Genomic DNA, 25,337 nt, shown 5'->3' with positions numbered 1-25,337 from the left:
GGTCAACGCCACCTCTTCATCGGTCAATCATCCGTCAAAAGCGGTCATAGCATCACAAGACATGTGCACTGTGTGCAAGCACCGCATAACGCCGTGTTGAGGGGAAGTTGGGGCACAATACGCATGAAAGCCCCCCGCCGTTCCGGCGGAGGGCTTCCGGCGCGCGTGACTCAGAATTCGTAGTCGGCGATCACCCACGTGGCGAACTCCCGCCACAGCGTGACACCAGCCTGGTGCGCCGGATGCTCCAGGTAGCGCTTGAGGGCGTCCGCGTCCTCGACCGCCGAGTTGATCGCGAAGTCGTAGGCGATGGGGCGGTCGCTGATGTTCCAGGCGCACTCCCAGAAGCGCAGCTCCTCGATCTGGCCGCCCAGGGCGCGGAAGGCCTCGACGCCCGCCACGACCCGGGGGTCGTCGCGCTCGACGCCCTCGTTGAGCTTGAACAGGACCAGGTGGCGGATCATGGGCTCTTCCCTCGGCTCTTCGCTAGTTCTTCGCTCCGTTGGCGATCCAGGTCATGAAGTCGCCGATGGCCTTGGCGGCGTCCGATATGCCCTCAAAGGCTATCTGGACATAGTCCGCGGCCTTGGCCGGGTCTGTGATGATCACATACAGCGCGAAGACCACGAGCACGTACACGGCGATCTTCTTGGCGTTCACCGCCACCGCGGCCTCCCCTGTGATAGCTGCGCCTTCTCGGGCCCCGTGGTGCCGGCGGCGAGTGTAACGTTCATGCCGCTTTCGGGAACCAACGGCCCGCAGGTCGCGGGCCATTGCGGAGTGCCGTTCACGCCTTTCCCCGTACGGCCGTGGGTACTTGAGCGGCCGCCCCCGTGAATTTCTTCCTTTGCTTGCACGAAGGGCCCCGTCTTTCGACGGGGCCCTTCTTCAGCGGTAGCGGAGGGATTTGAACCCTCGGTGACTTGCGCCACACTCGCTTTCGAGGCGAGCTCCTTCGGCCGCTCGGACACGCTACCGAGGGAGACCTTACAGCACAGGGGCCCATGGTTTGAAATCGGTATTCACCGATCCCGGAAAAACTCCGTGAGCAGCCGAGCGCACTCTCCGGCCAGTACGCCTTCGATGACTTCCGGCCGGTGGTTGAGCCTCCGGTCCCGTACGAGGTCCCACACGGAGCCGGCCGCGCCGGCCTTCTCGTCGCGGGCTCCGTAGACGACGCGGTCCACCCGGGACTGGACCAGGGCTCCGGCGCACATCGTGCAGGGTTCGAGCGTGACCACGAGCGTGCAGCCGGTCAGCCGCCACTCGCCGAGCGCGGCGGCGGCCCGGCGCAGGGCGAGCACCTCGGCGTGCGCGGTGGGGTCGCCGACGGCCTCGCGCTCGTTGTGCCCGGTCGCGAGCACCGTCGTACCGTCCGGGGACAGCACGACGGCGCCGACGGGGACGTCCCCGCCCCGGACGGCCTGTTCGGCCTCGTCCAGGGCGAGCCGCATCGCGGCCCGCCAGCGGTCGCGTACCGGGTCCGGCACACCGTCCCTGTCCTGTGCGGTCAGCGGACGGTCTCCAGCACCTCCGAGGCGCCCAGGGCCTCGGCGATCGCGCCCAGCGCGTCCTCCGCGTCCAGGGCGCGCAGCTCCTTCTCGCCGACGCCGAGGTCGTCGAGGATCTCGCTGTCGCCCACCGGGCTGTGCGGCACCGCGTCGGCGGCGGAGCCGTCCTCGTCCTCGTCGTCCTCGGACTCGCCGTCCTCGGTGCCGTCGAGGTCCAGGGCGTCCAGGTCCGGGCCGTCGTCGGAGCCGGGCTCCCGGCCGAGCAGTTCGTCGGTGAGCAGCAGCTCGCCGTACGCGCTGCGGGCGGCGGCCGCGGCGTCCGAGACGTAGATGCGAGGGTCGTCCTCGCCGTCCACGCGGACGACGCCGAACCAGGCGTCCTCCTGCTCGATCAGGACGAGCACCGTGTCCTCGTCGGGATTGGCTTCCCGGGCCAGGTCGGCCAGATCCGACAGGGTTTCCACATCGTCGAGCTCTGTGTCGCTCGCTTCCCACCCGTCTTCGGTGCGCGCGAGCAGTGCGGCGAAGTACACCGTGACTCTCCCACTGGTCATAGGCGTGCCGGTTGGGGGTCCCCCCGGCGGAGGTTCTGGGCGGGGAGAGCTGTGCTCCGAGCCCCACCCACTCGGAATCGTGGCAGAAACAAGGCGTTCAGGGGACGTCTTCGGCTCCCTGTGTCTGGCAGTTTTGATCGCACGTACGCAAAGAAACAACCGAACGCCCGCGACCGCACCACCAGCGCACTCGTTGCCGCCACCTGCGGATCGTACGCGGCTTTCCCCGATGTCCACGCACGCCCACCCTGCCAACATCCCTGTCCCTGGGGATCTTCCCGGGTCGGTTCTCTACCAGCGGAACGTGCGCATGCGCATGGCGTGGCGCAGCCGCGCGGCCTTGGCGCGGCGGGGCTGCACCCGGTCGCGCAGCTCCCGTGCCTCGGCGAGATCGCGCAGGAATTGGGCGCGCCGACGCCGGCGCTCGGCGTCCGTTTCCGCCCGCGACCGTGCCGGCGACGGATCCTCTTGGGCTTCCGGGTCAGGCAGGTCAGGCATCGGCACACCACCCCCGTCCGTCCCTCCCACTTTCCCCCGGACGGGCGGTTTGATGCCAGCGCCAGGGGCTCCGCGGCGCGGCTACTGTTAAGGGCATGCGTCTCCACGTCGTCGACCACCCCCTGGTCGCTCACAAGCTCACCACGCTGCGCGACCAGCGCACCGATTCCGCGACCTTCCGCCGGCTGGCCGACGAGCTGGTCACCCTGCTCGCCTACGAGGCCACGCGCGACGTGCGCACCGAGCAGATCGACATCCGGACTCCGGTCGCCGCCACCACCGGCGTCAAGCTCTCCCGTCCCCGCCCCCTGGTGGTGCCGATCCTGCGGGCCGGCCTCGGCATGCTGGACGGCATGGTCCGGCTGCTGCCGACCGCCGAGGTGGGCTTCCTGGGCATGATCCGCAACGAGGAGACGCTGCAGGCCTCCACGTACGCCTCGCGCATGCCGGAGGACCTCTCGGGCCGTCAGGTGTACGTCCTCGACCCGATGCTGGCCACCGGCGGCACGCTGGTCGCGGCGATCCAGGAGCTGATCAAGCGCGGCGCCGACGACGTGACCGCCGTGGTGCTGCTCGCCGCCCCGGAGGGCGTCGAGCTCATGGAGCGCGAACTCGCGGGTACCCCGGTCACCGTCGTCACGGCGGCCGTCGACGACCACCTCAACGAGCACGGCTACATCGTCCCCGGCCTGGGCGACGCGGGTGACCGGCTCTACGGGGCGGCCGAGTAGGTCGTACGACCGCTCAACAGCTCTTCTTCGTGGCGGACGCCTGCTGGGGCGCGGTCAGTGCGGCCAGCGCCTGGTCGGCGTCCGTCTGCGGGGCGAGGTTCTTGAAGGCGTCGCCGAGGATCAGGTCGACGGCGGTGCCCTTGCGGGTGTCGGTCTGCGTCTGCGTGCCGCCCAGCTGGGTGCCGAGCACCGGCAGCGAGGTCTTCAGGGCCGCGGCCGGGCCGAGCAGCAGGCCGGTGCCCTTGACCTTCTTGTCGAACTGGCCGCTCGCGTTGCCCACTTCGCCGATCTTGAAGCCGCGCTTCTTCAGCTCGTCCGCCGTGGTCTTGGCGAGGCCGGTGCGCTGCGTGGCGTTGTAGACGTTCACCGTGATCTGGTCCGGGCGGGGCAGCGCGGCGGTGGTGGCGGCGGGCTGCGCCTTGATCTTCGCGCAGTCGGACTTGGCGCCGGCCGCCGTGGTCTTCTCGCCACCGGTGAAGACGTCGATGAGCTGCAGGGTGCCCCAGCCGACCAGGCCGAGCACGGCCACGGAGGCCACCAGCCCGAACACGAGCCTGCCGCGCCGCCGGGGAGGGCGCATCCGTGGGTATTTGTCCCCCGTGATCCGGTACTGGCCGCCCATGCCAGGGGGAGTCAGCATGCTCATGGGCGCAGCGTAGTGCGCCCCGGCGGTGATTCCTACTAGATGATCATTGACTGCCGTACGGGAGAACCCGAAAGGGCCAACCTGTTACCCGGGCGTGTCCCGGGAGCGCTCCCACGCGCGCCCGCCAGGGCGCGTCGCGGCGGCACCCGGCGAGGTGTCGGCGGGAAGGCCCGGCGAGGCGCCGGCGGGAACACCCGCCGAGGCGTCAGTCCAGCTCCAGCACGCGCGCGTGGAGTACCTGGCGCTGCTGCAGGGCCGCGCGGACCGCGCGGTGCAGGCCGTCCTCCAGGTACAGGTCGCCCTGCCACTTCACGACATGCGCGAAGAGGTCGCCGTAGAAGGTCGAGTCCTCGGCGAGGAGGGTCTCCAGGTCGAGCTGCCCCTTGGTCGTCACGAGCTGATCGAGGCGGACCGGGCGCGGCGCGACGTCCGCCCACTGCCGGGTGCTTTCCCGGCCGTGGTCGGGGTACGGCCGGCCGTTTCCGATGCGCTTGAAGATCACACGGAAAGCCTACCGGTCAAGACGTTCCGGGCGCAGCCATGGCGACGGAGTGCGACGCTGGAAAAGATGCATTAAAGCAGGGCAAAACGGGAACAGGGGCCCCAGATGAGTGATCGCGAGACCATGCCGCCCGCCACCGCTCCCGAGGCACCGGGGAGCGCTCCGGCCCTCCCGGAGGAGGCCCTGAAGATCGCCGCCGGGTACGCCTTCACCGGTCCCGCTCTCGATCTCGGCGCCCTCCTGTGGGACGGGCGCTGCCACGCCGACGCCCAGGTCCGCGTCCCGCTGACCATGCTGAACCGCCACGGCCTGGTCGCGGGCGCCACCGGCACCGGCAAGACCAAGACCCTCCAGCTGATCGCGGAGCAGCTGTCGGCGCAGGGCGTGCCGGTCTTCCTGGCCGATGTGAAGGGCGACCTGTCGGGGATCTCGGCGCCGGGACCGACGGGCGAGCGGGTCGGGGCGCGGGCCGCCGAGGTCCACCAGCAGTGGCGGCCCGCCGGCTTCCCGGCGGAGTACTACGCCCTCGGCGGCATCGGGCACGGCATCCCGGTCCGCGCCACGATCACCAGTTTCGGCCCGGTGCTGCTGTCGAAGGTGCTGCGGCTCAACCAGACCCAGGAGCAGTCCCTCGGCCTGATCTTCCACTACGCCGACACCAAGGGCCTGGAGCTGATCGACCTCAAGGACCTCCGGGCGGTCGTCGCCTTCCTCACCTCCGACGAGGGCAGGCCGGAGCTGAAGAACATCGGCGGGCTGTCCACCGCCACGGCCGGGGTGATCCTGCGCGCCCTCACCGCCTTCGAGGCGCAGGGCATGGGCGGTTTCTTCGGGGAGCCGGAGTTCGGCACGTCCGAGTTCCTGCGTACGGCACCGGACGGGCGCGGCATCGTCTCCGTCCTCGAACTCCCCGCCGTACAGGACAGGCCGCTGCTGTTCTCGACGTTCCTGATGTGGCTGCTGGCCGACCTCTTCCACGACCTGCCGGAGGTCGGGGACGTGGACAAGCCGAGTCTGGTGTTCTTCTTCGACGAGGCGCATCTGCTGTTCGACGGCGCCTCCAAGGCCTTTCAGGACTCGATCACCCAGACCGTGCGGCTCATTCGCTCGAAAGGGGTCGGTGTCTTCTTCGTCACGCAGACCCCCAAGGACGTGCCCTCCGAGGTCCTCGCCCAGCTCGGCAACCGGATCCAGCACGCGTTGCGCGCCTTCACCCCCGACGACCAGAAGGCCCTGAGGGCCACGGTGAAGACCTTCCCGAACTCGGCGTACGACCTGGAGGAACTCCTCACCGGGCTCGGCATCGGCGAGGCGGTCGTCACGGTCCTGAGCGAGAGGGGCGCCCCGACCCCGGTCGCCGCGACCCGGCTGCGCGCGCCGGAGTCGCTGATGGGACCGGTGGACGCCGCGGCCCTGGACCGGGCGGTGCTGGCGTCGCCGCTCCACGAACGTTATGCACAGGCTGTGGACCGCGAGTCGGCGTACGAGAAGCTGACGGCAGCCCCGCGCGGGGGCAAGGGACCGGACGAGATCACACGCGGCGGCAAGGGACCCGACGAGATCACGCGCGGGGCCAAGGGGCCCGACGAGTTGAGGGCCCAGTCGCGGGCACGGACGAATGCCGGGGCGCAGGCCCGGTCGAAGGCGGAGCCGAAGGCCGACAAGCAGGAGTCGGTCGTCGAACAGGTCGTCGGCAGCGGGATGTTCCAGTCCCTGGCCCGCTCGATCGGCACGCAGCTCGGACGCGAGATCACCAGGTCGCTCTTCGGGACGGCGCGGCGGAGGCGGTAGCCGGACCCCGCCGCGCCGGCGGGGATCAGCGGCTCCGTTCCTTCGGCGGCTGCTGGTCCCGTGCGACCGCCTCCGGCTTGGGCTTGGACGTGCTGCGAGCGGCTTCCGCGCGCAGCAGGGCGCGCAGGACCGCGTACGGGTCGGTGGGCATGACTGTGCTCCTCGTGTGGTGACTGACGGACCTGGTGCGAGGGGGTCTGTCAGCAGCGCAGGACCACGGAGCGCAGGGCGGGCAGCATGTGCGGCGGCCGCGGCGGTGCGGCCGCCGGGCAGCCGGCCGGGACGGCGGGCGCCGGTGCGGGGGCGGACTCGGGGCGCGTCGGTACGACGGGACGGTGGGCGGCGCGCGACGGTGGCCGTGGCGCCGTGTCGAGGACGTCGTGATCGGCGAGGTCACCGGCCACGGCGACCGGAGCCGCGTGCAACTCGGCACGGGTGCCCGGCACCAGCAGGACGAGCAGCAGCACGAGCGCCCGCAGCCAGGCGCGGTCGCGCGGGAGTCCGCGGCCGCGCGCGAGGCTTCGTGTGGCGCTCATGCAAGGTCATCTCCCCGGCGGGTGTACGGCGTTCAGCGCGGCGGCGCCGGATTCCGCTCGCACGGCGTACGCGCGGGCTTCACAGCGCCCGCGGGATCTGGTCGGCGTGCCCGCGGACCCGGAACGCGGTGACGATCTCGACGATGCCGACCACGACCAGCCAGACGCCGACGAAGACGGTGAGGACGGCGACCGACTCGAACGGCGAGACGATCAGCACGATCCCGGCGACGAAGGTGACGATCCCGAGGAAGATCTGCCAGCCGCGCGCCGGCACGGCGTGGTCGGAGGCGGCGGCCAGGGTCTGGGTGATCCCGCGGATCAGCCAGCCGATGCCGATCCACAGGGCGAGCAGCAGGATCGACTGCATGGGGCCGCGGAAGCAGAACAGGCCCAGCAGGATCGACAGGGCGCCGCTGATGAAGGCCAGGATCCGCAGCGAGGTCGTCCGGTGCGTGCCGAAGGCGGCGATCAACTGGAAGACGCCGCTGATCAGGAGGTAGAGGCCGAAGAGGAAGCCGGCCACGCGCAGCGAGGGTCCGGGCCAGATCAGCACCAGGACGCCCAGGATCAGGGACGCGATGCCGGTGAGCAGGACGACCTGCCAGGCGGCGCGGGAGAGGGCGTGCAGAGGGCCCTCGAAGGGCGGTTCGGGCTCGTGCCGGCTGCCGGTGCCCGGGGGGTGCCCGGCATGGACCCGGCGGTCGTCGTACTGCGGCCCTCGGGCGGAGCCGCTGCTCGGTGGCTCGGTCATGATCCATGCTTGGACCGGCCCGGTCCGCGCTGCCACTTGAGGCGGGCCACCCGGCTGACACCGGGCTGAGCCCGGGCCGGGCGCCCCCCGCCCGGCCGGTGCTACGTCCCGTTCCCCGCGTTGTGTCCGCGCTCCCCCGCGTTACTTCCCCGCGGTCTTCGCCGCCTTGGCCGCCGCCTTCATCTCCTGCTTGTGCGCCCGCACCTTGGCCAGCGACTCGGGTCCCGTGATGTCGGCGACGGAACGGAAGGACTTCGCCTCGCCGTACGCCCCGGCGGCCTCCCGCCACCCCTTGGGCCGTACGCCCAACTGCTTGCCCAGCAGGGCCAGGAAGATCTGCGCCTTCTGCTTGCCGAAGCCGGGCAGGCTCTCCAGCCGCTTCAGCAGTTCCGGCCCGCTGCTGACGTCCCGCCAGAGGGCCTCGGCGTCCCCGTCGTACTGCTCGACCAGGTACTGGCACAACTGCTGGATGCGCTTGGCCATCGACCCCGGGTAGCGGTGCACGGCCGGCTTCTCGGAGAGCAGCGCGGCGAAGACCTCCGGGTCCTGGGCCGCGATCTCGTGCGCGTCCAGGTCGTCGGCGCCGAGCCGCTGCGCGATGGTCGCCGGACCCTTGAACGCCCACTCCATCGGGACCTGCTGGTCCAGCAGCATCCCGGTCAGCGCGGCGAGCGGACTGCGGCCGAGGAGCGCGTCGGCCTCGGGGTCCTGGGCGAGGTGCAGGGTGACGTCCATGGCTCGATGATCCTGCGCCGCCCGCCGTTTCGCTCGGCCGTCCGCGCCGCGGCCCCGTGGCACGGCACTCCTCCACATCCGCGTACGATTCCACCGAGATAGGTTAGGCAAGGCTAACCTAAAACGAGGGGGTGCAGGTGACAACCGAGATCTACCGCGATGCCTGGGGCATCCCGCATCTGCGTGCGGACGGCGCGCGCGAACTCGCCCACGCGCAAGGCCGGGTCACCGCCCTCGACCGCGCCTGGCAACTGGAGGTCGAGCGGCACCGCTCGCAGGGCACCTCGGCGGCCTTCCTCGGTGCGCCGTCCGCCTCCTGGGACGTGTTCGCCCGCCGCGCCCGCCTCGACGACACGGCTCGGCGCTGCTTCGCGGCCCTGGAGCGGCGGGACCCGGAGACGGCGGACTGGGTCCGGGCGTACGTGGACGGGGTGAACGACGGGCTGGCCGAAGGCGCCCGCCGGGCCCCCGAGTTCGCGGGAACGGGTCTGCGACCCGGCCGTTGGGAGCCCTGGCACCCCCTCGGGGTCTGGCTGTCCACGCACATCCTGTTCGCCGGCTTCCCGGCCAAGCTCTGGCGCGAACAGGTCGCGCGGCACCTCGGCCCGGACGCCGTCGGCCTCTTCGCCGCGGACGGCCCCGGCACCCTGGGCAGCAACGGCTGGCTGGTGAGCGGCGAGCGCACGGTCACCGGGCAGGCCGTCATCGCGGGCGACCCGCACCGCTTCATCGAGGACCCCGGCGTCTACCAGCAGATCCGCCTCTCCTGCCCCGAGTTCGACGTCCTCGGCCTCGCCGTCCCGGGCGTCCCCGGCATCGCCCACTTCGGCCACACCGGCACGGTCGCCTGGGCCATCACCAACGCCATGGCCGACTACCAGGACCTCTACCGCGAGCGCCTGCGCCGCACGGGCGCGGGAGTGGAGGCCCTCGGCCCCGACGGCACCTGGCGGCGCGCGAGGCGGCACACGGAGACAATGGAGGTGGCGGGCCGGGCCCCGATCGAGGTCGAGGTGATCGAGACGGACCGGGGACCGGTGATCGCGGGCGGCCCGGAGGGTCTGGACGCGGGGCCCGCCTCCGACACCCCGCTGGCTCTGGCCCTCCGCTTCCCGCCCCGCGTCACCGAGGAGCTCGGCTTCGGTGCCCTGCTCCCGCTGCTGCGGGCCCGGCGGGTCGCCGATGTGGACCTGGCCCTGGACGGCTGGGCCGAGCCCGTCAATGTCGTGCAGGCCGCCGACACCGAGGGCGGGCTGCTGCACCGGGTCGCGGGCCGGGTGCCGGTGCGGGACCGGGCCAACCGGCTGCGGACGGTGCCCGCCTGGGAGCCCGGGTACGAGTGGCGGGGCTGGCACGAGATGCCCCGGGCCGGCCTGGCCGACGGCATCGCGGTGATGGCCAATCAGCGCGGCCCGGCGGCACCCCTCGGCACCGAGTTCGCCCCGCCGCACCGCGCCGACCGCATCCGCGCACTCCTCGACCGGCGCCGTAGCTGGTCCGCCGCCGACATGCCCGCGATCCACACGGACACCCACCTCGCCTCCGCCGCGCCCCTCCTGGACCGCCTGGCGGAGCTCGACGACCTCACCCCCGAGGCCGCCCGCCTCCGGGACCGCCTCCTGGACTGGGACCGGCACATGGACGCGGACAGCGCCGAGGCGGCGGCCTACGCGGCGCTGCGCGGCGCGGTCGTCCGCCGCCTCGCCGCCCACCCGGCGTTCGCCCCGCTCACCGAACCTCCCGCCTACCCGGAGGTCCTGCTCCCCTGGCTCGCGCTCGTCCCCCGGGTCGGCCTCGCCCTCGAACGGCTGCTGCGGGCCGAGAAGTCGTACGGCGTCGACCGCCCCGCCCTCGTCCGCGCGGCCGTGGAGGAGACGGCCGCCGCGCACACCGGCACCTGGGGCGACACCCACCGCCTCGCCCCCTGGCGGGCGCTGACCGACGTGTCGTACGACGAACCGGGCCTGGCCGGCGACCACGACTGCGTGCTGTGCACCTCGGCCGTCCCCGGCCTCACCGATCTGAGCGCGCGCGGCCCCGCGGCCCGCTACGTCTGGGACCTGGCCCGGCGTGAGGACAGCCGCTGGGTGGTGCCGTTCGGCGCGTCCGGGGTGCCGGGCTCACCGCACCACCGCGACCAACTGCCCCGGTGGCTGGCGGGAGAGCTCGTTCCCGTCGTCACCGACTGGGACCACCTGAAGAAGGAGACCGATGACTGAGCCGTACGCCCACGCCCGCGAGGCCGTCCACGAGCAGGTGATCGACGGCTTCGGCACCGTCCGCGTCCTGCCCCTGGACGCGGCCGCCGACGCCCCCGTGATCCACGCCTGGGTGAGCGAGGAACGGGCCGTCTTCTGGGGCATGAACGGCCTCGACGAGGAGCAGGTCCGGGAGATCTACGCCCACCTGGCCACCCTCGACACCCACCAGGCCTTCCTCGTGGTCAAGGACGGCGAACCCGCCGCCCTGTTCCAGACCTACGAGCCCGAGGCCGACCGGGTCGGCGAGTGCTACGCCGTCGAACCCGGCGACATCGGCGTCCACCTGCTGCTCGCGCCCGCCGGTCCGGGCGGCGCGCGGCCGGGCTGGACGTCGGCGGTGCTGGCGGCCTTCCTGACGTACGCCCTGCGCGGCCCGGACCGGCACCGGGTCGTGGTCGACCCGGACGTGCGCAACGAGAAGGCGGTCGACCGGTTCCGGCGGCAGGGCTTCGAGAAGGGGCCGGAGGTCGTCCTGGCGGAAATCGACATTCCGGACGTGTACTTGCCCGAGAAGCACGCCCAACTGTTGTTCCTCACCCGGGCGGTAGCCTTCCCGCGTGACTCCTGACGAGCTGGTCGCCGCCTACGGCCTGGAGCCGATCCCGCGGGAGGGCGGGCTGTTCCGCCGCACCTGGGCGGGACCGGAGCGGGCCGACGGCCGCCCGGAAGGCTCGGCGATCGTCGCCCTCCTCACCGCCGACGACTACTCCGCCCTGCACCGCCTCCCCTCGGACGAGGTCTGGCACTTCTACCTCGGCGACCCGCTCCACCTCCTGCTCCTCGCCCCGGACGGGACGTCGAGGACCACCGTCCTCGGTCCGGACGTACAGGCCGGCCAGCACCTCCAGTTCACCGTGCCGGCGGGCACCTGGATGGGCGGGCGGGTCGCGGCGGGCGGCACGTGGACGTTCTTCGGCTGCACGATGGCGCCCGGTTTCACCTACGAGGGCTACGAACACGGGGACGCGGCGCGGCTCACGGCGCGTTACCCGGCGGAGGCCGCCCGGATCACGCGACTGTGCCGACCGTGACGAGACTGCTCGAAGGACAGACCGCCCTGGTGACCGGCGCCGGCAAGGGCATCGGCCGGGGGATCGCGCTGCGGTTCGCCGAGGAGGGCGCGGCGGTCGCCGTGCACTGCCGTACGAGTGCCGGGGCGGCGCGCGAAGTGGCCGAGCGCATCCGGGACTCGGGCGGCCGGTCCGTCGTGGTGCGCGCCGATCTCACCGACGAGGACGCGTGCCGGCGGATGGTCGGCGAGGCCGCCGACTGGGGCGGCGGGCGGCTGACCGCCCTGGTCAACAACGCGGGCGTGCAGCCCGTCCACCCGCTGCCCGGCATGTCGGCGACCGACTGGCGCACGGTCGTCGACACCAACCTGACCGGCGTCTTCCTCTGCACCCGGGCCGCCGCCGAGGTCATGCGCGGGCACGGCGGCGGCAGCATCACCCACATCGCCTCCGTCGAGGCCACTCACCCGGCGCCCGGACACGCCCACTACTGCGCGTCCAAGGCGGCCGCCGTCATGCACGCCCGCTCGGCCGCGCTGGAGTACGGCCCCGACGGCATCCGTGTGAACACGGTCTCGCCCGGCCTGATCGACCGCGAGGGCCTGGCCGAGACCTGGCCGGAGGGCGTACGGCGCTGGCGGGCGGCGGTGCCCACCGGCCGGCTGGGCCGCCCCGAGGACGTCGGCGACGCCTGCGTCTTCCTCGCCTCCCCGCTCGCCTCCTGGATCACCGGCCACGACCTGGTGGTGGACGGCGGGGTGTCCGCGCGGCCCCCATGGTGAGCGCGGCGGGCGGATCGTCCGTACCAGTGCGAGAGCACATGAGTCCCGAGACGGAGCGGTGACGTGGGCGAAGGGTGGCGTGGTGGCTTGAGCGGCGTCTTCTGCGGTGGCCCCGGTGGAATCCGGCGCGTTCAAGGGCTGGTGCTGCTGGGCGCCGTGCTGGTCCTGCTCCTCCTCGGCGGCGCCGGCCGCGCCTCGGCGCACGCCGCCTTGCGCGGCAGCGACCCCGCCGACGGAACCGTCCTCAAGTCGGCCCCCGGGTCCGTCACCCTGACCTTCACCGAGTCCGTCGGCCTGCTCGACGACTCCTTCCGCGTCTACGACCCCGACAACCGACAGGTCCGTATCGGCGAACCCGGGCACGGCGAGGCCGGTTCCGACACCGCCCGCGTGACGCTGCCCGCCCGGCTCGGCACCGGGACCTACACCGTGGCCTGGCGGGTCGTCTCGGCCGACAGCCACCCGATCTCCGGCGCCTTCACCTTCTCCGTCGGCAAGCCGTCCGCGACCACCGTGCCCGCGAGCACCGGAGCCGTCGAGGATCCCGCCACCAGCAGCCTGTACGACATCGCGCGCTATGCCGCCTACCTCGCCCTCGCCCTGCTCATCGGCACGGTGACGTTCCTCGCCGTCTGCCGCCCGCCCGAGGCCGGACCCCTGCGCGGGCCGGTCCTGACGGGGTGGTGGACGCTGCTCGCGGCCACCGTGGTCCTGCTGGTGCTGCGCGCCCCCTACGAGGAGGGCACGGGCCCGGCGACCGCCTTCGACCTCGCGGCACTGGAGCGGACGCTGACGAGCCGTCCGGGACTGGCCCTGCTGGCCCGCCTGGCGCTGCTGCTCGTGGTGGGTGCCGTACTGCTGGGCCTGAAGCGTCTGCCGGGCCTGGAGCGGCTTGAGCGGCCGGAGCGCCTGGAGCGCCGATCCGGACCGGTCCTCGCCGTGACGGCCGCGCTCGCCGTCGGCCTGGCCCTGACCTGGGCGGCCGCCGAGCACGCCTCGGCCGGGATCCAGGTGCCGGTGGCCATGACCTCCGCCGTGCTGCACCTGCTCGCGATGGCGGTGTGGCTGGGCGGCCTGACGGCCCTGCTGGCGACGCTGTACCGGGCCGCCGGTCCCGTACCGCCGGCCGTGGTCGCCCGCTTCTCCCGGCTCGCCTTCGCCGCCGTGACCGTCCTGGTCGTCACCGGCGTCTACCAGTCCTGGCGCGGCCTCGGCTCCTGGGACGCGCTGACCGGCACCTCGTACGGCAGGCTCCTGATCGTCAAACTGGCCGCGGTGGCGCTGCTGCTCACGGCGGCGGGCCTGTCGCGGCGCCTGACGGCCCGGCTGGCGACCGCGAAGGCCACGACGCGGGAGCGGGTTCCGGAGCTGGTCGGGGGGCCGTCGACGGGATCCTCCACCGATGCCGCCGACGCCCCGTCCGCCGATGTCCCCTCCGCCGAGGCCCCGTCCGTCGACGTCCCGCCCTCGGGCGGCGACCCGTACCGGCGTGGTCTGCGCCGCTCCGTGCTGGCCGAAGTGGCGGTCGGCATGGCGGTGTTGGTGATTACGACGATCCTCACCGGCACACTGCCGGGCCGGGCGGAGGCCGAGGCGGCTCGGTCCGGCGGGCCGACGGCCGGCATACCGGTCGCCTCCGTCACGAACGTCCCCTTCAGGGTCGCGAACGCCGGCGGAAAGGTGCAGATCACCCTGGACCCCGGCCGGGTGGGCCGGAACTCCGTGCAGGCCGTGATCTACGGCCCCGACGGCGGCCTGGCCGCCGTACCCGAACTCCGCGTCTCCTTCACCCTCCTCGCCCGGAAGATCGGCCCGATCGACGCCCGGGTCACCGACAAGGGCGGCTACTGGGGGACCGGTTCCCTCAACCTGCCCATGGCCGGGACCTGGACGATGAACGTGACGGTGCGGGTGTCGGACCTGGACCAGGTGACCGTGTCGAAGCCGGTGCGGATCACGCGGTAGCCGGCCGGTCAGCGTCCGGGGAGCCGGGTGGTGACCTCCTGCACCACCCAGCCGTTGCCGTCCGGGTCGTCGAAGGAGACGAACGAGCCGTAGCTCGCGCGGTCCGGGGCCGGTCCGTCGACCCGGGCCTGGGTTCCGGCGTGGTGGAACACCCCGCCGGCGTCGTGGAACACCCCGCTCACCGCCACGCCGCGGCCGGCCAGGTCGGCCCGCGCCGCCTCGATGTCGTCGACGACCAGCATCATGTCCTGGGCCGATCCCGGAGCGGCCGAAGTGACGTTCTTGCCGAAGATGACGGCCGCCGGCGAGCCCGGTGGCGTCAGCTGCACCACCCGGAAGTCCGGACCGGTGGCGAAGTCGGCGTCCTCACGCCACCCCAGCCCCTTGTAGAACTCCTTGGCCCGGTCCACATCGGCCACCGGGATCACCAGGACCTCAAGTCTGTAGTCCATGACCGTTGCTCCTCTCGCAGGGGATGGACATGTCTTCGACGGTCTTCGGCCGCGCGCGGTGTCCATGACGGACACCGCGCGCGGCCGTGAGTCGCTCCGAGGGCCGGTCGCGTTGCTCGGCCTCTCGACCGGGCGTCAGCCCGAGCAGCCGGGGACGCTGCCCGCCGGGCTGCAGTTGTTCGGTACGTTGCGCCGCACCGCGGTGTTGTTCAGCGTGACGGTGCCGGACGCCTTGAAGATGCCACCGCCGTCGCCGGCCCTGTTCCCGGTGACGGAGCTGTCGGTCAGGGTGCTCGTGCCGATGGCGTTGAAGAGCCCGCCGCCCCGGGAGACGCCCTGGGGGGCGTACGCGGTGTTGTTGGTGATCCAGGACCGTACGACCGTCACGCTGCCGCCGAGCGGGTTGTCGATGCCGGCGCCCTCGGCGCGGCCGTCGCTGCCCGTGGCGCGGGCCGTGTTGTTGCTGACGGTGGTGTCGCTGAGGCGGAGCACGCCGATCAGCGGGATTCTGAGCCCCGCGCCGCGCGCGATGCCGTGCGGGGCGATGGTCTGGTTGCCGGTGATGCGACTGCGCGTCACGGTCACATGGGCGTTGCCGGCGATCGCGCCGCCCTGGGCCTCGCCGTACGCCGCCTCGGCCGTGTTGTCCCGCACGACGGTGTCGTCGACGGTCAGGGTGGCCGGGTCGGCGACGGTGACCGCGGCGCGCGCGAAGCCGCCCGTGGCGATGGCGCGGTTGCCGGCGTACGTACTGCGCTCGATCCGCGCGTCGGCGAAGGAGGCCTGGCCCGAACCGAACGCGAAGCTGCCGGTGTTCGGCGTGACGCTGACGGAGTTCTTGGCGACCAGGCTGTGCCGCACCGTCAGCAGCCCGTCGTTGGCGAGGCCGCCGCCATCGGCGGAGCCCTGCTCGGTGCCGGTGTAGCGGGCGGTGTTGTAGCTGATGTCGACGTCGGTGAGGGTGGCCCTGCCGTCGCTGTCGATGCCGCCGCCCTCGACCGGGAGGTTGGACGTGGCGGTGTTGTAGCGCACGGTGATGTTGGCCGCGTTCAGCGTGCCCAGGTTGGAGATGCCGCCGCCGCAGACCGCCTGGCCGGGGAAGAGCGGGCAGTCCGTCGCCGAGCCGTTGGTGATGGTGACCCTGCTGATCGTCAGAGTGCCGCCCTCGGCGACGGCGAGGATGCGGAACCTCGGAGCGCCCTTGGCACGGGTGATCGTCGCGCCCTGGCCGTCGATCCTGATGTCACTGCGGATGGCCGGCAGGCCGTTGGCGGGGTCGTTGGGGGCGGGCGTGGTCAGCCGGTAGACGCACTTGCGGGCGAGCCTGATGGTGCTGGGACCCGGCGAGGCGTTGGCCGCGTTGATCGCCCTGACGAGCGCCGCGGCGGAGCAGTTGGCGGACGCGACCGTGGACGCGGAGGCGGCGTGGCCCCGGGGCTGGGCCTGAACGGGGGACGCCGGAAGCGTCGTCACGGCGGCAGCCACGAGGCCTGCCAGAACCAATTTATGGGCGGACATGCAGCGGCTCCTCCTTCTGGATCATGACCTTCAGAGGAACACGCCCACCCTCTCCGCAACCGCAAACACGGCCGTCGGGGGCCCCGGCAACAACCCAGCGGCTCAATCGGGGCGCACGGGTCGGGGTGCGCCGGGCATCGCACCGTCGCAACCTGGAAGGCGTGACCTGGCACCGTGCGACGAAAGGTGAACCATGAAGCTCGCAGTCCTCGGCGGTACCGGCCTGATCGGATCGCAGGTCGTGCAGAAGCTGAACGCGGCCGGGCACGAGGCCGTGCCGCACTCCATGTCCACGGGCGTCGACGTGATCACCGGCGAGGGCCTGGAGGAGGCGGTGGCCGGCGCCGACGTCGTCGTCAACATGACGAACTCCCCGACCTTCGACGACGCCTCCACGGCGTTCTTCCAGACCTCGATGGACAACATCCTGGCGGCCGCCCACAAGGGCGGGGTCGGCCACGCCGTCATCCTCTCGATCGTCGGCACGGACCAGGTGCCCGACCTCGTCTACTACCGGGCCAAGACCCTCCAGGAGAACCTCCTCAAGGACGGGCCGATCCCCTACTCGATCGTCCGCGCCACCCAGTTCATGGAGTTCATGGACGGGGTCCTGTCCTGGACCACCGAGGGCGACAGCGTTCACCTGCCCTCCACCCCGATCCAGCCGATCGCCGCCCAGGACGTCTCCGACGCCGTCGCCGAGGTCGCCGTCGGCACGCCGCTGAACGGCACCCTCCAGGTCGCCGGACCCGACGTCTTCCCCCTCGACGACCTCGGCCGGATCACCTTGGACGCGCACCCCGACGGCCGCACGGTCGTCACCGACGAGACCGCCGGCTTCTTCGCCTCCGTCCCCGGCGACGTGCTCGTCCCCAAGGGCGAGGCCCGTATCGCCCCCACGCACTACAGCGACTGGCTTTCCTGAGCCAGTCGGCTCGTCCCGGGAGGCCTCACCATGGCGAAGAAGAGGGGGTGGAGGCGATGACGGCTCTCGTCGAGTTCCCGCCCGGCGACCCCGGAGACCCCGGCACCCCGCCGCACCGGCACTCGGGCCCCGCCTTCGGCTACGTCCTGGAGGGCGAGATGCTCTTCGGGCTGGAAGGCGAGCCCGAGCGGGTGATCAAGGCCGGGGAGGCGTTCTGGGAGCCCGGCGAGCCGGCCCGGCGCCGGCACCTGAGAGCGCCCCGCCCGAGCGCCTGACCGGCCCTATCGGGGGTCCACCCACAGCGCCGAGGCGAAGGCGCACAGGTCGCCGCCCGCCGTGGCCAGGGCGACCCCCACCCGGTGCTTGCGCCCCTCCTCCGAGAGGACCCACGCGAACGAGACCAGCGGCGAGGAAACCGGCACCGGCCGCAGCAGCCGTGCCGTCATCGAGGCCGTCACCGCCCCTTCGCGCAGCCCTCCCAGCAGCCGGCCGGCCGCGTTCCCGGGGCAGTCGAGCGCTCCCCACACCAGCTCCGGCCGCAGCATCCCCTCCGCGTCGGCGAGCGCGGGCCCGGGCGTCCACGCTGCGGCCACCAAATCCCGCCCCGGCACGATCCCGCAGTGCTGGCGCAGCCCGGTGTCGGGCGTGCGGTCGAGCCCGCACCCGAAGCAGTCCACGGTTCCCTCCGGCGGAGCCGCGCGGTACGCCTCGGCCGCCGCAGCCCCCTCGTCCCAGGAGGGCGGTTCGGGGACGTCGAGGTCCAGTTCGTCGGGCGTGGCCAGCGCGAGCACCCCGTCCGCCCCCGTCAGCACGGCCCCGCCGTCGGCGGTCTGCGCGAGCCCCACCGGTACCTCCACCGGGGTCGGCCGCCGGAAGTCCACCCGTACGGTCTTGGCCGCCGCCCGCCCGGCGAGCACGCCGGCTATGTAGCCGCCGAAAGCCACCCCGGGATACCCCCGCAGAAGGTCGGGCACCGTGATCTTCTCGATGTCGGTCATGCCGCCCACTCCACCACATCGTGAAGTGAACCGAGACATACGCCGGAGGGCCGGCGGAGGTCGACGGCGTGCCTACCTACGACCGGCTGAGCCGGCCGGGCAGCCGCGCCCACTTTTCGATGCAGAAGCCGCATATCAGGATGCAGATGCCCGTCAATCCCGCGATGTTGCGGAACATGTCATCGTGCCGATGGGCGGCGAGAAGCTCGATCGACAACCCGAGCCCCATCAGGATGACGCCGAGCCCCCAGATCCGGGGCGACTCGACACGGCCCCTGAACCGAGGGAGCAGCCGGCCGCGGAGGACTGCCGCTCCGCCCGGTATCAGCGTGATCGCCAGGGCAGCTCCGAGAGCGGCCCACCCGTAAGCGCCCATGACGAACGCCTCTCCTCGGAAGATCGTCGACCCGGCCCCATGCCGCGTGAGCGGATCATGCCACGGTCCTCGGTGTGGCCGCGGCTCCCCGTTGGATCGGGCACGACTGGGGCGGCATATTCCTCACGGGGTCTAGGCTGACGCTCCCCCTGTCAGAGGGGCAGGGAGGGACGACGATGTCACGGTTGATGCGAGCCTGGGGGTGATCAGTGGGGAGGCGAGCGCAGGACGCCGACTGGGTCTTGGGTGGAACGGGCCCTCCGAGCCCATTGTTCTTGTGGATGGTGCGGTATCCGGCAGTCTCCATACCGGCATACACCCTGTTCGGGTTTCTGGTCGCGTGGCACTTTTTCGGTGAGATCGGCCTGCCGGTCCTGTACTCCACCCTGGCCTCGCTGGCGATCAACGTCGTGGGTCACCTGATCCAGCGTGAGCGGATGCAGCACTACGGCTATCTACCGCAGGCATCCGCGGACACCGAGTCCGCACCGGACGACTTGGGCGGGCGTTCCTGACCGGCCTGCCGCACGAGCCGGCTCAGTGGGAAGCGATGACTGCCGAGATCATCATCGGTCCGATGATCAGCAGGCAGGTTCGCTCCACGGAGAGCAGGGAGCGAAGGGCGGAGAGGCCGCGGGGAAGCGGCTTGATGCCCAGGTCGGCCCGCGCCAGTCGCGTCACGCGTATCGGGTGGCTCCCGAGTGCGTCCTGCGGCCGCTCGATGGCGTAGCGGCGTATGAGGCGTTCCGCCTGGGGGCCTGCGAAGCCCAAACGGGTACCGGAGGCGTCGGTGATGACGAGGTACGTGGTGGCACCTCCCCGATAGGCCTCTTTCCAGGTCCGCACGCTCCGCAGGTCGTGCAGGTCGATGGTGCGACGGCCGGTTCAGGTTCGCGCGGTCAGGAACCGCGAGGCCGGGCCGTGCCTGTGCCAGGGTTTTCGCGCCACGCAGAGGTGGGGCAGGGCGAAGCAGCCGAACCCGGCGACGACACCTGCCGTCATGAAGATCGGAACAGGATCCGCCAACGGCGCCGCGAGCCATGCCGGAACCACCGTGAGCACTGCCAGCCCCATCACGATGCCCGCAGTGATCAAGCGAACACGCCTCGGCGACGCGGGCTTCGGGATGGCGGAGTCGCCCGGAACATCCGCGGGAGCCGGCCGTTGATCCGCCATGAAGGAAGAGTAGGCGTCACACCATTGACGGGCGCCGGGCTGCACGGGGAATCCGACTGGGACGGAAACCGAGACGGACAAACGCCAGAGGGCCGGACCACTTTCATGGTCCGGCCCTCTGGGCCGGCGGAGGATACGAGATTCGAACTCGTGAGGGGTTGCCCCCAACACGCTTTCCAAGCGTGCGCCCTAGGCCTCTAGGCGAATCCTCCGCCGGAAACATTACATGACCGAGAGGAGTGCTCGCGAACTCGTTCCGGCCCGCTGACATCAGGTACTCTTTGCGGAGCCCCTCACGCGGCGCTATCTGACTGAACTCCCCCAGGGCCGGAAGGCAGCAAGGGTAGGTTGGCTCTGGCGGGTGCGTGGGGGGCGCTTGCGTTTGGCGGGGGCGTTGACCGTCCTGGGGCGAGGACGTTGTCAGTGGGCGCCTATAACCTCGTAGGCGTGTCGTCTCTCGCGCTGTACCGCCGCTATCGCCCGGAGTCCTTCGCCGAGGTCATCGGGCAGGAGCATGTCACGGACCCGCTGCAGCAGGCGCTGCGGAACAACCGGGTCAATCACGCGTACCTGTTCAGCGGTCCGCGCGGATGCGGCAAGACGACCAGCGCGCGAATCCTGGCCCGCTGCCTGAACTGTGAGCAAGGTCCCACGCCCACGCCCTGCGGTGAGTGCCAGTCCTGCCAGGACCTCGCCCGCAACGGGCCGGGTTCCATCGACGTCATCGAGATCGACGCCGCTTCGCACGGTGGTGTGGACGACGCCCGTGAGCTGCGGGAAAAGGCCTTCTTCGGGCCCGCGAGCAGTCGGTACAAGATCTACATCATCGACGAGGCCCACATGGTCACGTCGGCCGGCTTCAACGCGCTGCTCAAGGTCGTCGAGGAGCCGCCGGAGCACCTCAAGTTCATCTTCGCCACCACCGAGCCCGAGAAGGTCATCGGCACCATCCGGTCGCGGACGCACCACTACCCCTTCCGGCTCGTGCCGCCCGGGACCCTGCGGGACTACCTGGGCGAGGTGTGCCAGAAGGAGAAGATCCCCGTCGAGGACGGGGTGCTGCCGCTGGTGGTGCGGGCGGGCGCGGGGTCCGTGCGTGACTCCATGTCCGTCATGGACCAGCTGCTCGCCGGCGCCGGTGCCGACGGTGTGACGTATGCCATGGCCACCTCCCTGCTCGGGTACACCGACGGCTCGCTGCTGGACTCCGTCGTCGAGGCGTTCGCCACCGGCGACGGCGCCGCGGCCTTCGAGGTCGTGGACCGCATCATCGAGGGCGGCAACGATCCGCGCCGTTTCGTCGCCGACCTGCTGGAGCGGCTGCGGGACCTCGTCATCCTCGCCGCCGTGCCCGACGCCGTCGAGAAGGGGCTCTTCGACGCCCCGGCCGACGTGCTGGAGCGGATGCGGGCCCAGGCCGGGACGTTCGGCGCGGCCGAGCTCAGCCGCGCCGCCGACCTCGTCAACGAGGGCCTGACCGAGATGCGCGGCGCCACCTCGCCGCGCCTCCAGCTCGAACTCATCTGCGCGCGCGTGCTGCTGCCCGCGGCCTACGGCGACGAGCGCTCCGTCATGGCACGCCTCGACCGCCTTGAGCGCGGCGTCAACTTCGCCGGCGGCGGCGCGGCACCGGCGATGGGGTACGTCCCCGGACCCGAGGCCCACCCGGGCGGCATGCCGTCCGGCGGTGCGCCCGTTCCGCCGGGCGGCGGCCCCGCGGCGGCCAGGGCGGCCGCGCGCGCGGGCGCTCCGTCCGGCGGGCCGATGGGTGCCGCTCCGGGCAGTGGTGCGAGTGGCGGTGCGGGCAGTGCCGGCCCGGCGGCCGGCCCGTCGGTTACGGCTCCGGCGGCGTCCGGCGTGCCCACCGGCCCGGCTCCGGGCACTGGGCCGGGTGTCGGCGCGGGTGCGCCGGCGGTGGCCGGTCCCGGTGGCGGCGAACCGGCCGCCGCCACCCAGCCCACCCCTCCCGCTCCCGCGCCCGAGGCCCCGGCCGCCGCGCAGGCCCCCGCCGCGGGGGCGCCCGGCGCCTGGCCCACCGCCGCACCCGCGGGTGGTGGCCGACGGCCCGGTGGCTGGCCCATCGCGGCTCCGGCGGGCGGCGGACAGGCGCCTCAGCCGCAGGCCGCTCCGGCGACTCCGGCGACTCCGGCGACCGCGACGCCTCCGGCCGCCTCCGCGGCCCCGGCGCCCACCGCGCCCCAGCCGACCCCGGCCCCGGTCCCGGCCGCGCCTGCCCCGGGCGGCCTCGACCCCCGCATGCTCTGGCCGAACATCCTGGAAGCGGTCAAGAACCGGCGCCGCTTCACCTGGATCCTGCTCAGCCAGAACGCCCAGGTCGTCGGCTTCGACGGCACGACCCTCCAGCTCGGCTTCGTCAACGCCGGCGCCCGCGACAACTTCGCGAGCAGCGGCAGCGAGGACGTGCTCCGGCAGTCGCTGTCCGAGCAGTTCAACGTGCAGTGGCGGATCGAGGCCGTCGTCGACCCGTCGGGCGGCTCGGCACCCCCGCCGACCGGCGGCTCCTCCGGCTACGGCGGTGGCGGTGGCTACGGAGGTGGTGGCGGTTACGGCGCCCCCGCCCCGTCCGGCGCCGCGGCCGCCCCGCGTCCTGCCGCTGCCTCGCACCCGGGCCCCGCGGCCCCCCAGGCCCAGCCTCCGGCTCCGGCGTCCGCCCCGGCACCCCAGCCGTCGGCCGCACCCGAGCCGCCCCCGGTCGCTCCCGAGGACGACATTCCCGAGGACGACGACCCCGACCTCGACGAGTCGGCCCTCTCCGGCCACGACCTCATCGTCCGGGAGCTCGGCGCGACGGTGATGGAGGAGTTCTCGAACGAGTAGGCGAGCCGGGTGGGCGAGCGTCCCCTTGTGGGAACGTACAGGATCCCCGCCCGCCGACTCTCGGCAGGAACGCCGGATAGGCTGACCCCCGTGAAGGTCCTTGTCATCGGCAGCGGCGCCCGCGAACACGCCCTGTGCCACTCCCTGTCCCACGACCCCGACGTCACCGCGCTGCACTGCGCCCCCGGCAATGCCGGCATCGCCGGGGTCGCCGAGCTGCATCAGGTCGACGCCCTGGACGGCGCGGCCGTAGCGGCGCTGGCCACAGAGCTCGGGGCCGACCTCGTGGTCGTCGGCCCGGAGGCCCCGCTGGTAGCCGGAGTCGCCGACGCCGTGCGCGCGGCGGGCATCCCGGCGTTCGGCCCCTCCAAGGAGGCCGCGCGGATCGAGGGGTCCAAGGCCTTCGCCAAGGACGTGATGGCGGGGGCCGGCGTGCCGACCGCCCGCTCGTATGTCTGCACGAACGCCGAAGAGGTCGCCGACGCCCTGGACGCGTTCGGCGCTCCCTACGTCGTCAAGGACGACGGTCTCGCCGCGGGCAAGGGCGTCGTCGTCACCTCCGACCTGGCGGCCGCCAAGGAGCACGCGGCGGGCTGCGAGCGGGTCGTCATCGAGGAGTTCCTCGACGGCCCCGAGGTGTCCCTCTTCGCCGTCACCGACGGCGACACCGTCGTCCCGCTCCAGCCGGCGCAGGACTTCAAGCGCGCCCTGGACGGCGACGAGGGTCCGAACACCGGCGGCATGGGCGCGTACTCCCCGCTGCCCTGGGCCGACCCGAAGCTGGTGGACGAGGTCATGCAGACCGTCCTGCAGCCCACCGTCGACGAGATGCGCCGCCGCGGCACGCCGTTTTCCGGCCTTCTCTACGCCGGGCTCGCGATCACCGGCCGGGGGGTGCGGGTCATCGAGTTCAACGCCCGTTTCGGCGACCCCGAGACCCAGGTGGTCCTGGCCCGTCTGAAGACCCCGCTGGCGGGCCTGCTGCTCGCCGCCGCGACCGGCCTGCTCGCCGACCTGGAGCCGCTGCGCTGGAGCGAGGACGCCGCGGTCACCGTGGTCGTCGCCTCGCGGAACTACCCTGACACCCCGCGCACCGGCGACCCGATCACCGGCCTCGACGAGGTGGCCGCCGAGGACGCCCCGCACGCGTACGTCCTGCACGCCGGTACCAGGCGGGACGGTGACGACGTCGTCAGTGCGGGCGGTCGCGTCCTGTCCGTCACGGCCACCGGCAAGGACCTCTCCGAGGCCCGCGAACGGGCGTACACCGCCGTCGGCCGGATCCGCCTCGACGGCTCCCAGCACCGTACGGACATCGCCGCGAAGGCGGCCGCCGGCGTCTAGCGCCACCCCGTTTCTGCCCAGGTCAGGCCCCGGAGGAATCCGGGGCCTGATCCTTGCTGTAAGTCATCCACCTCTGACCAAAGCCATTCCATCGAGTGAGCGATGCCCCATCCGGCTGACTGGGGCCGAGGCCCCAACTAGGGTGCGGCGCAAGCGTTCCGGCACTTGGCCCACCGGCATTGCGATGTCACTGGCGGGTGCCACAGTGGGGGAGTGAGCAACGCCAGGACAGCCGCCAGGGCATCAGGGAGGGGGTGACCGGCCGTGACCGTTGTGGGTGTGGAGGTGGGCGCGCAGGCCGCGCGCTCCCGGGCCCTCGCCGTGCTGCGCATCCGCGGCCGGGCGCTGGCCGTCGCGCTGCTGCCCGCGGCCGCGGCCGTGATCCTGCTGGCCGGCGGCTCCACCGGGCATCTCCTCGGCGGAGGCTGGGACACCGCCCGCTGGATCGTGAGCGGGGTCGCGCTGCTGGTGCTGGCCGCCGCCGCGGGCATCGCCCTGGTCGTGGCCCGCGCCCGCCCCGCCGTGAGCCCGACGGTCCCCATCGCGGAGGAGTCCGCACCGGACCTGTACCGCATGGTGCGCGACCTCGCCGACCGCCTGGACGTCCCCGCGCCGTCGGCCATAGCGCTCACCCCGGACTGCGACAGCTGGCTGGAGGACCGTACGCACCCGGCGCACGGCCCGCCCCCGCCCGAGCACCACGACGAGCTCTCCGGCCTGGGGCGACGCGCCCACCGGCGTACGGCCGCCGCGCCCGTGCTCGTCATAGGCTCCCCGTTCCTGTGGTGGATGCGGGTCGGCGAGCTGCGCGCGGTCCTCGCCCCGGTCGTCGCCGGTACGGGACCCTCCGCGCACCCGGACATAGCCGCCGCCCGCCGTTTCGTGCGGGGGCTGGACGCGGCGGTGGCCGTGACCTCGGCGCCTGGACGCGGCCCGGTCTCGCGCACGGTGCTCGCGGGGGTCGGCTGGGTGGCCCGGCTGCTGCTGCGCGGCTGCCGGGAGCACGCGACCGAGATGGAGCGGGGCGTGGCGGCCGCGGCGGCCGAGCGTGCACAGGCTGTGGATTACGGGCTGCGGATCGTCGCCCAGGAGCAGGTCGGGCTGGCGTACGCCGGCTGGGACCGGCTGCTGACCCGGGTCGCGCTCCCCGCCTGGCGGATGGGCCGCTGGCCCTCCCGGCTGGACGCGGGCGTGGTGGCGGCGCTCACCGAACTGTCCCGGCGCGACCGGCTGGCCGAGGGCTTCGCCTCCCGTCTGGGCGAGCGGCCCGCGTGCGATCTGCTCGAAGAGCCCGGCGCGGTGGACGAGGCCGCGTCCCTGCTCGCCGCCCGCCTGTTCCACGGCGGCCCCGCGGAGCAGGGTCCCGACTGGTCCCCGGTCGACTGGCAGGAGTACCCGGAGGAGGTCGTCGACCGGAAGTGGCGCACCGACGCG

The 25,337-nt window shown here is 72.7% G+C and carries 29 protein-coding genes, 2 tRNA genes, 1 other RNA gene and 1 pseudogene; 14 read left to right on the top strand and 19 right to left on the bottom strand.

The genetic code is table 11. The features are described from left to right. Positions 1 to 170 precede the first annotated feature (170 nt). From IPZ69_RS39680 to IPZ69_RS39655, 6 genes are all read right to left on the bottom strand, one after another. The gene (locus IPZ69_RS39680; protein ID WP_235459592.1) at positions 171 to 464 is read right to left on the bottom strand and encodes a Dabb family protein; all 294 of its coding nucleotides are present in this window, start codon (positions 462 to 464) and stop codon (positions 171 to 173) included. A gap of 22 nt (positions 465 to 486) precedes the next feature. After that, the gene (locus IPZ69_RS39675; protein WP_235459591.1) at positions 487 to 666 is read right to left on the bottom strand and encodes a hypothetical protein; all 180 of its coding nucleotides are present in this window, start codon (positions 664 to 666) and stop codon (positions 487 to 489) included. Positions 667 to 892: 226 nt separating this feature from the next. Further along, positions 893 to 977: transfer RNA gene (locus IPZ69_RS39670), tRNA-Ser, on the bottom strand. A gap of 45 nt (positions 978 to 1,022) precedes the next feature. Beyond that, positions 1,023 to 1,454, bottom strand: coding sequence for a tRNA adenosine(34) deaminase TadA (gene tadA / locus IPZ69_RS39665; protein WP_235459596.1), 432 nt, complete (start codon positions 1,452 to 1,454; stop codon positions 1,023 to 1,025). Between the two features lie 56 nt (positions 1,455 to 1,510). Next, positions 1,511 to 2,044, bottom strand: a complete 534-nt coding sequence (locus IPZ69_RS39660; RefSeq protein WP_235459595.1) for a tRNA adenosine deaminase-associated protein — start codon at positions 2,042 to 2,044, stop codon at positions 1,511 to 1,513. Positions 2,045 to 2,356: 312 nt separating this feature from the next. Further along, entirely contained in the window at positions 2,357 to 2,563 is a 207-nt protein-coding gene (locus IPZ69_RS39655) for a hypothetical protein (RefSeq protein ID WP_374295436.1), read from the bottom strand. A gap of 95 nt (positions 2,564 to 2,658) precedes the next feature. Between IPZ69_RS39655 and upp the strand changes: the two genes are divergently transcribed. Then, positions 2,659 to 3,294 (top strand): uracil phosphoribosyltransferase, encoded by a 636-nt coding sequence (gene upp, locus IPZ69_RS39650; RefSeq protein ID WP_235459590.1) that lies wholly within the window; start codon positions 2,659 to 2,661, stop codon positions 3,292 to 3,294. Between the two features lie 13 nt (positions 3,295 to 3,307). Here the strand turns inward: upp and IPZ69_RS39645 are convergent, their stop codons facing one another. Further along, entirely contained in the window at positions 3,308 to 3,940 is a 633-nt protein-coding gene (locus IPZ69_RS39645) for a LytR C-terminal domain-containing protein (RefSeq protein ID WP_235459589.1), read from the bottom strand. Positions 3,941 to 4,145: 205 nt separating this feature from the next. Next, positions 4,146 to 4,442: a type II toxin-antitoxin system VapB family antitoxin gene (locus IPZ69_RS39640; RefSeq protein WP_003999914.1), complete on the bottom strand. Its 297-nt coding sequence runs from the start codon at positions 4,440 to 4,442 to the stop codon at positions 4,146 to 4,148. 105 nt (positions 4,443 to 4,547) lie between these two features. Here IPZ69_RS39640 and IPZ69_RS39635 point away from each other — a divergent pair, with 105 nt between their 5' ends. Then, positions 4,548 to 6,233, top strand: coding sequence for a helicase HerA-like domain-containing protein (locus IPZ69_RS39635; protein WP_235459588.1), 1,686 nt, complete (start codon positions 4,548 to 4,550; stop codon positions 6,231 to 6,233). Between the two features lie 25 nt (positions 6,234 to 6,258). Here IPZ69_RS39635 and IPZ69_RS47210 read toward each other — a convergent pair whose 3' ends face one another. The 4 genes from IPZ69_RS47210 to IPZ69_RS39620 form a co-directional block, all read right to left on the bottom strand. After that, a complete protein-coding gene (locus tag IPZ69_RS47210; protein WP_268835621.1) occupies positions 6,259 to 6,384 on the bottom strand; it encodes a hypothetical protein in 126 nt (41 codons plus the stop codon). Between the two features lie 49 nt (positions 6,385 to 6,433). Beyond that, positions 6,434 to 6,769, bottom strand: a complete 336-nt coding sequence (locus tag IPZ69_RS39630) for a hypothetical protein (RefSeq protein ID WP_235459587.1) — start codon at positions 6,767 to 6,769, stop codon at positions 6,434 to 6,436. 79 nt (positions 6,770 to 6,848) lie between these two features. Continuing rightward, positions 6,849 to 7,523: an HdeD family acid-resistance protein gene (locus IPZ69_RS39625; protein ID WP_235459586.1), complete on the bottom strand. Its 675-nt coding sequence runs from the start codon at positions 7,521 to 7,523 to the stop codon at positions 6,849 to 6,851. A 141-nt stretch (positions 7,524 to 7,664) separates the two neighbouring features. Next, a complete protein-coding gene (locus IPZ69_RS39620) occupies positions 7,665 to 8,258 on the bottom strand; it encodes an HhH-GPD-type base excision DNA repair protein (RefSeq protein ID WP_235459585.1) in 594 nt (197 codons plus the stop codon). Between the two features lie 137 nt (positions 8,259 to 8,395). Between IPZ69_RS39620 and IPZ69_RS39615 the strand changes: the two genes are divergently transcribed. The 5 genes from IPZ69_RS39615 (at position 8,396) to IPZ69_RS39595 (ending at position 14,276) form a co-directional block, all read left to right on the top strand. After that, positions 8,396 to 10,477: a penicillin acylase family protein gene (locus IPZ69_RS39615; RefSeq protein WP_235459584.1), complete on the top strand. Its 2,082-nt coding sequence runs from the start codon at positions 8,396 to 8,398 to the stop codon at positions 10,475 to 10,477. Continuing rightward, entirely contained in the window at positions 10,470 to 11,087 is a 618-nt protein-coding gene (locus IPZ69_RS39610) for a GNAT family N-acetyltransferase (protein WP_235459583.1), read from the top strand. The genes IPZ69_RS39615 and IPZ69_RS39610 overlap by 8 nt, the downstream gene beginning before the upstream one ends. After that, positions 11,077 to 11,550, top strand: coding sequence for a cupin domain-containing protein (locus tag IPZ69_RS39605; RefSeq protein ID WP_235459582.1), 474 nt, complete (start codon positions 11,077 to 11,079; stop codon positions 11,548 to 11,550). Before IPZ69_RS39610 ends, IPZ69_RS39605 begins: the two co-directional genes overlap by 11 nt. Continuing rightward, complete coding sequence (locus IPZ69_RS39600; RefSeq protein ID WP_235459581.1) at positions 11,538 to 12,311, top strand: SDR family NAD(P)-dependent oxidoreductase; 774 nt, start codon at positions 11,538 to 11,540, stop codon at positions 12,309 to 12,311. Before IPZ69_RS39605 ends, IPZ69_RS39600 begins: the two co-directional genes overlap by 13 nt. A 141-nt stretch (positions 12,312 to 12,452) precedes the next feature. After that, complete coding sequence (locus IPZ69_RS39595) at positions 12,453 to 14,276, top strand: copper resistance CopC/CopD family protein (RefSeq protein ID WP_235459593.1); 1,824 nt, start codon at positions 12,453 to 12,455, stop codon at positions 14,274 to 14,276. A gap of 8 nt (positions 14,277 to 14,284) precedes the next feature. Here the strand turns inward: IPZ69_RS39595 and IPZ69_RS39590 are convergent, their stop codons facing one another. Then, positions 14,285 to 14,728, bottom strand: coding sequence for a VOC family protein (locus tag IPZ69_RS39590; protein ID WP_235459580.1), 444 nt, complete (start codon positions 14,726 to 14,728; stop codon positions 14,285 to 14,287). A gap of 135 nt (positions 14,729 to 14,863) precedes the next feature. Further along, on the bottom strand, positions 14,864 to 16,246 hold the full coding sequence (locus IPZ69_RS39585; protein WP_235459579.1) for a hypothetical protein: 1,383 nt from the start codon (positions 16,244 to 16,246) through the stop codon (positions 14,864 to 14,866). A 193-nt stretch (positions 16,247 to 16,439) separates the two neighbouring features. On the opposite strand from IPZ69_RS39585, the gene IPZ69_RS39580 reads away from it, so the two are divergent. After that, positions 16,440 to 17,171: an SDR family oxidoreductase gene (locus tag IPZ69_RS39580; protein WP_235459578.1), complete on the top strand. Its 732-nt coding sequence runs from the start codon at positions 16,440 to 16,442 to the stop codon at positions 17,169 to 17,171. Between the two features lie 41 nt (positions 17,172 to 17,212). Further along, positions 17,213 to 17,446: pseudogene (locus IPZ69_RS39575) on the top strand (cupin domain-containing protein); the annotation flags it as partial. A 6-nt stretch (positions 17,447 to 17,452) separates the two neighbouring features. Here the strand turns inward: IPZ69_RS39575 and IPZ69_RS39570 are convergent. Together IPZ69_RS39570 and IPZ69_RS39565 are read right to left on the bottom strand one after the other, a co-directional pair. Then, positions 17,453 to 18,169: a PaaI family thioesterase gene (locus IPZ69_RS39570; RefSeq protein WP_235459577.1), complete on the bottom strand. Its 717-nt coding sequence runs from the start codon at positions 18,167 to 18,169 to the stop codon at positions 17,453 to 17,455. 76 nt (positions 18,170 to 18,245) lie between these two features. Further along, on the bottom strand, positions 18,246 to 18,545 hold the full coding sequence (locus IPZ69_RS39565) for a hypothetical protein (RefSeq protein WP_235459576.1): 300 nt from the start codon (positions 18,543 to 18,545) through the stop codon (positions 18,246 to 18,248). Positions 18,546 to 18,826: 281 nt separating this feature from the next. On the opposite strand from IPZ69_RS39565, the gene IPZ69_RS39560 reads away from it, so the two are divergent. Beyond that, positions 18,827 to 19,060 (top strand): hypothetical protein, encoded by a 234-nt coding sequence (locus tag IPZ69_RS39560; protein WP_235459575.1) that lies wholly within the window; start codon positions 18,827 to 18,829, stop codon positions 19,058 to 19,060. A gap of 22 nt (positions 19,061 to 19,082) precedes the next feature. On the opposite strand, the gene IPZ69_RS39555 is transcribed toward IPZ69_RS39560, so the two are convergent. The 3 genes from IPZ69_RS39555 to IPZ69_RS39545 form a co-directional block, all read right to left on the bottom strand. Beyond that, positions 19,083 to 19,391, bottom strand: coding sequence for a hypothetical protein (locus IPZ69_RS39555; RefSeq protein ID WP_235459574.1), 309 nt, complete (start codon positions 19,389 to 19,391; stop codon positions 19,083 to 19,085). Between the two features lie 39 nt (positions 19,392 to 19,430). Continuing rightward, positions 19,431 to 19,721, bottom strand: coding sequence for a hypothetical protein (locus tag IPZ69_RS39550; protein WP_235459573.1), 291 nt, complete (start codon positions 19,719 to 19,721; stop codon positions 19,431 to 19,433). Between the two features lie 127 nt (positions 19,722 to 19,848). Then, a tRNA-Ser gene (locus IPZ69_RS39545) sits at positions 19,849 to 19,933 on the bottom strand. A gap of 72 nt (positions 19,934 to 20,005) precedes the next feature. On the opposite strand from IPZ69_RS39545, the gene ffs reads away from it, so the two are divergent. The 4 genes from ffs to IPZ69_RS39525 all read left to right on the top strand — a co-directional run. Then, an RNA gene (ffs, locus tag IPZ69_RS39540) (signal recognition particle sRNA small type) lies at positions 20,006 to 20,104 on the top strand. Positions 20,105 to 20,168: 64 nt separating this feature from the next. After that, positions 20,169 to 22,559: a DNA polymerase III subunit gamma and tau gene (locus IPZ69_RS39535; protein ID WP_235459572.1), complete on the top strand. Its 2,391-nt coding sequence runs from the start codon at positions 20,169 to 20,171 to the stop codon at positions 22,557 to 22,559. 90 nt (positions 22,560 to 22,649) lie between these two features. Then, positions 22,650 to 23,903, top strand: a complete 1,254-nt coding sequence (gene purD, locus IPZ69_RS39530) for a phosphoribosylamine--glycine ligase (protein WP_235459571.1) — start codon at positions 22,650 to 22,652, stop codon at positions 23,901 to 23,903. A gap of 264 nt (positions 23,904 to 24,167) precedes the next feature. After that, on the top strand, positions 24,168 to 25,337 hold a 1,170-nt coding region (locus tag IPZ69_RS39525), incomplete at its 3' end, for a hypothetical protein (protein WP_235459570.1).

This window comes from Streptomyces olivochromogenes (assembly GCF_021538895.1).
GTDB classification, from domain to species: Bacteria; Actinomycetota; Actinomycetes; order Streptomycetales; family Streptomycetaceae; genus Streptomyces; species Streptomyces olivochromogenes_A.
The sequence above is the reverse complement of the archived record's forward strand: the minus strand, read 5'-3'. Positions and strand labels throughout refer to the sequence as shown.

What these genes read in the sequence shown, in the direction of transcription:
- IPZ69_RS39680 (WP_235459592.1), bottom strand. Translation starts at nt 464, where the DNA reads ATGATCCGCCACCTGGTCCTGTTCAAGCTCAACGAGGGCGTCGAGCGC.
- tadA (WP_235459596.1), bottom strand. Translation starts at nt 1,454, where the DNA reads ATGCGGCTCGCCCTGGACGAGGCCGAACAGGCCGTCCGGGGCGGGGAC.
- IPZ69_RS39655 (WP_374295436.1), bottom strand. Translation starts at nt 2,563, where the DNA reads ATGCCTGACCTGCCTGACCCGGAAGCCCAAGAGGATCCGTCGCCGGCA.
- upp (WP_235459590.1), top strand. Translation starts at nt 2,659, where the DNA reads ATGCGTCTCCACGTCGTCGACCACCCCCTGGTCGCTCACAAGCTCACC.
- IPZ69_RS39645 (WP_235459589.1), bottom strand. Translation starts at nt 3,940, where the DNA reads ATGAGCATGCTGACTCCCCCTGGCATGGGCGGCCAGTACCGGATCACG.
- IPZ69_RS39635 (WP_235459588.1), top strand. Translation starts at nt 4,548, where the DNA reads ATGAGTGATCGCGAGACCATGCCGCCCGCCACCGCTCCCGAGGCACCG.
- IPZ69_RS47210 (WP_268835621.1), bottom strand. Translation starts at nt 6,384, where the DNA reads ATGCCCACCGACCCGTACGCGGTCCTGCGCGCCCTGCTGCGCGCGGAA.
- IPZ69_RS39630 (WP_235459587.1), bottom strand. Translation starts at nt 6,769, where the DNA reads ATGAGCGCCACACGAAGCCTCGCGCGCGGCCGCGGACTCCCGCGCGAC.
- IPZ69_RS39625 (WP_235459586.1), bottom strand. Translation starts at nt 7,523, where the DNA reads ATGACCGAGCCACCGAGCAGCGGCTCCGCCCGAGGGCCGCAGTACGAC.
- IPZ69_RS39620 (WP_235459585.1), bottom strand. Translation starts at nt 8,258, where the DNA reads ATGGACGTCACCCTGCACCTCGCCCAGGACCCCGAGGCCGACGCGCTC.
- IPZ69_RS39610 (WP_235459583.1), top strand. Translation starts at nt 10,470, where the DNA reads ATGACTGAGCCGTACGCCCACGCCCGCGAGGCCGTCCACGAGCAGGTG.
- IPZ69_RS39590 (WP_235459580.1), bottom strand. Translation starts at nt 14,728, where the DNA reads ATGGACTACAGACTTGAGGTCCTGGTGATCCCGGTGGCCGATGTGGAC.
- IPZ69_RS39585 (WP_235459579.1), bottom strand. Translation starts at nt 16,246, where the DNA reads ATGTCCGCCCATAAATTGGTTCTGGCAGGCCTCGTGGCTGCCGCCGTG.
- IPZ69_RS39580 (WP_235459578.1), top strand. Translation starts at nt 16,440, where the DNA reads ATGAAGCTCGCAGTCCTCGGCGGTACCGGCCTGATCGGATCGCAGGTC.
- IPZ69_RS39570 (WP_235459577.1), bottom strand. Translation starts at nt 18,169, where the DNA reads ATGACCGACATCGAGAAGATCACGGTGCCCGACCTTCTGCGGGGGTAT.
- IPZ69_RS39565 (WP_235459576.1), bottom strand. Translation starts at nt 18,545, where the DNA reads ATGGGCGCTTACGGGTGGGCCGCTCTCGGAGCTGCCCTGGCGATCACG.
- IPZ69_RS39560 (WP_235459575.1), top strand. Translation starts at nt 18,827, where the DNA reads ATGGTGCGGTATCCGGCAGTCTCCATACCGGCATACACCCTGTTCGGG.
- IPZ69_RS39550 (WP_235459573.1), bottom strand. Translation starts at nt 19,721, where the DNA reads ATGGCGGATCAACGGCCGGCTCCCGCGGATGTTCCGGGCGACTCCGCC.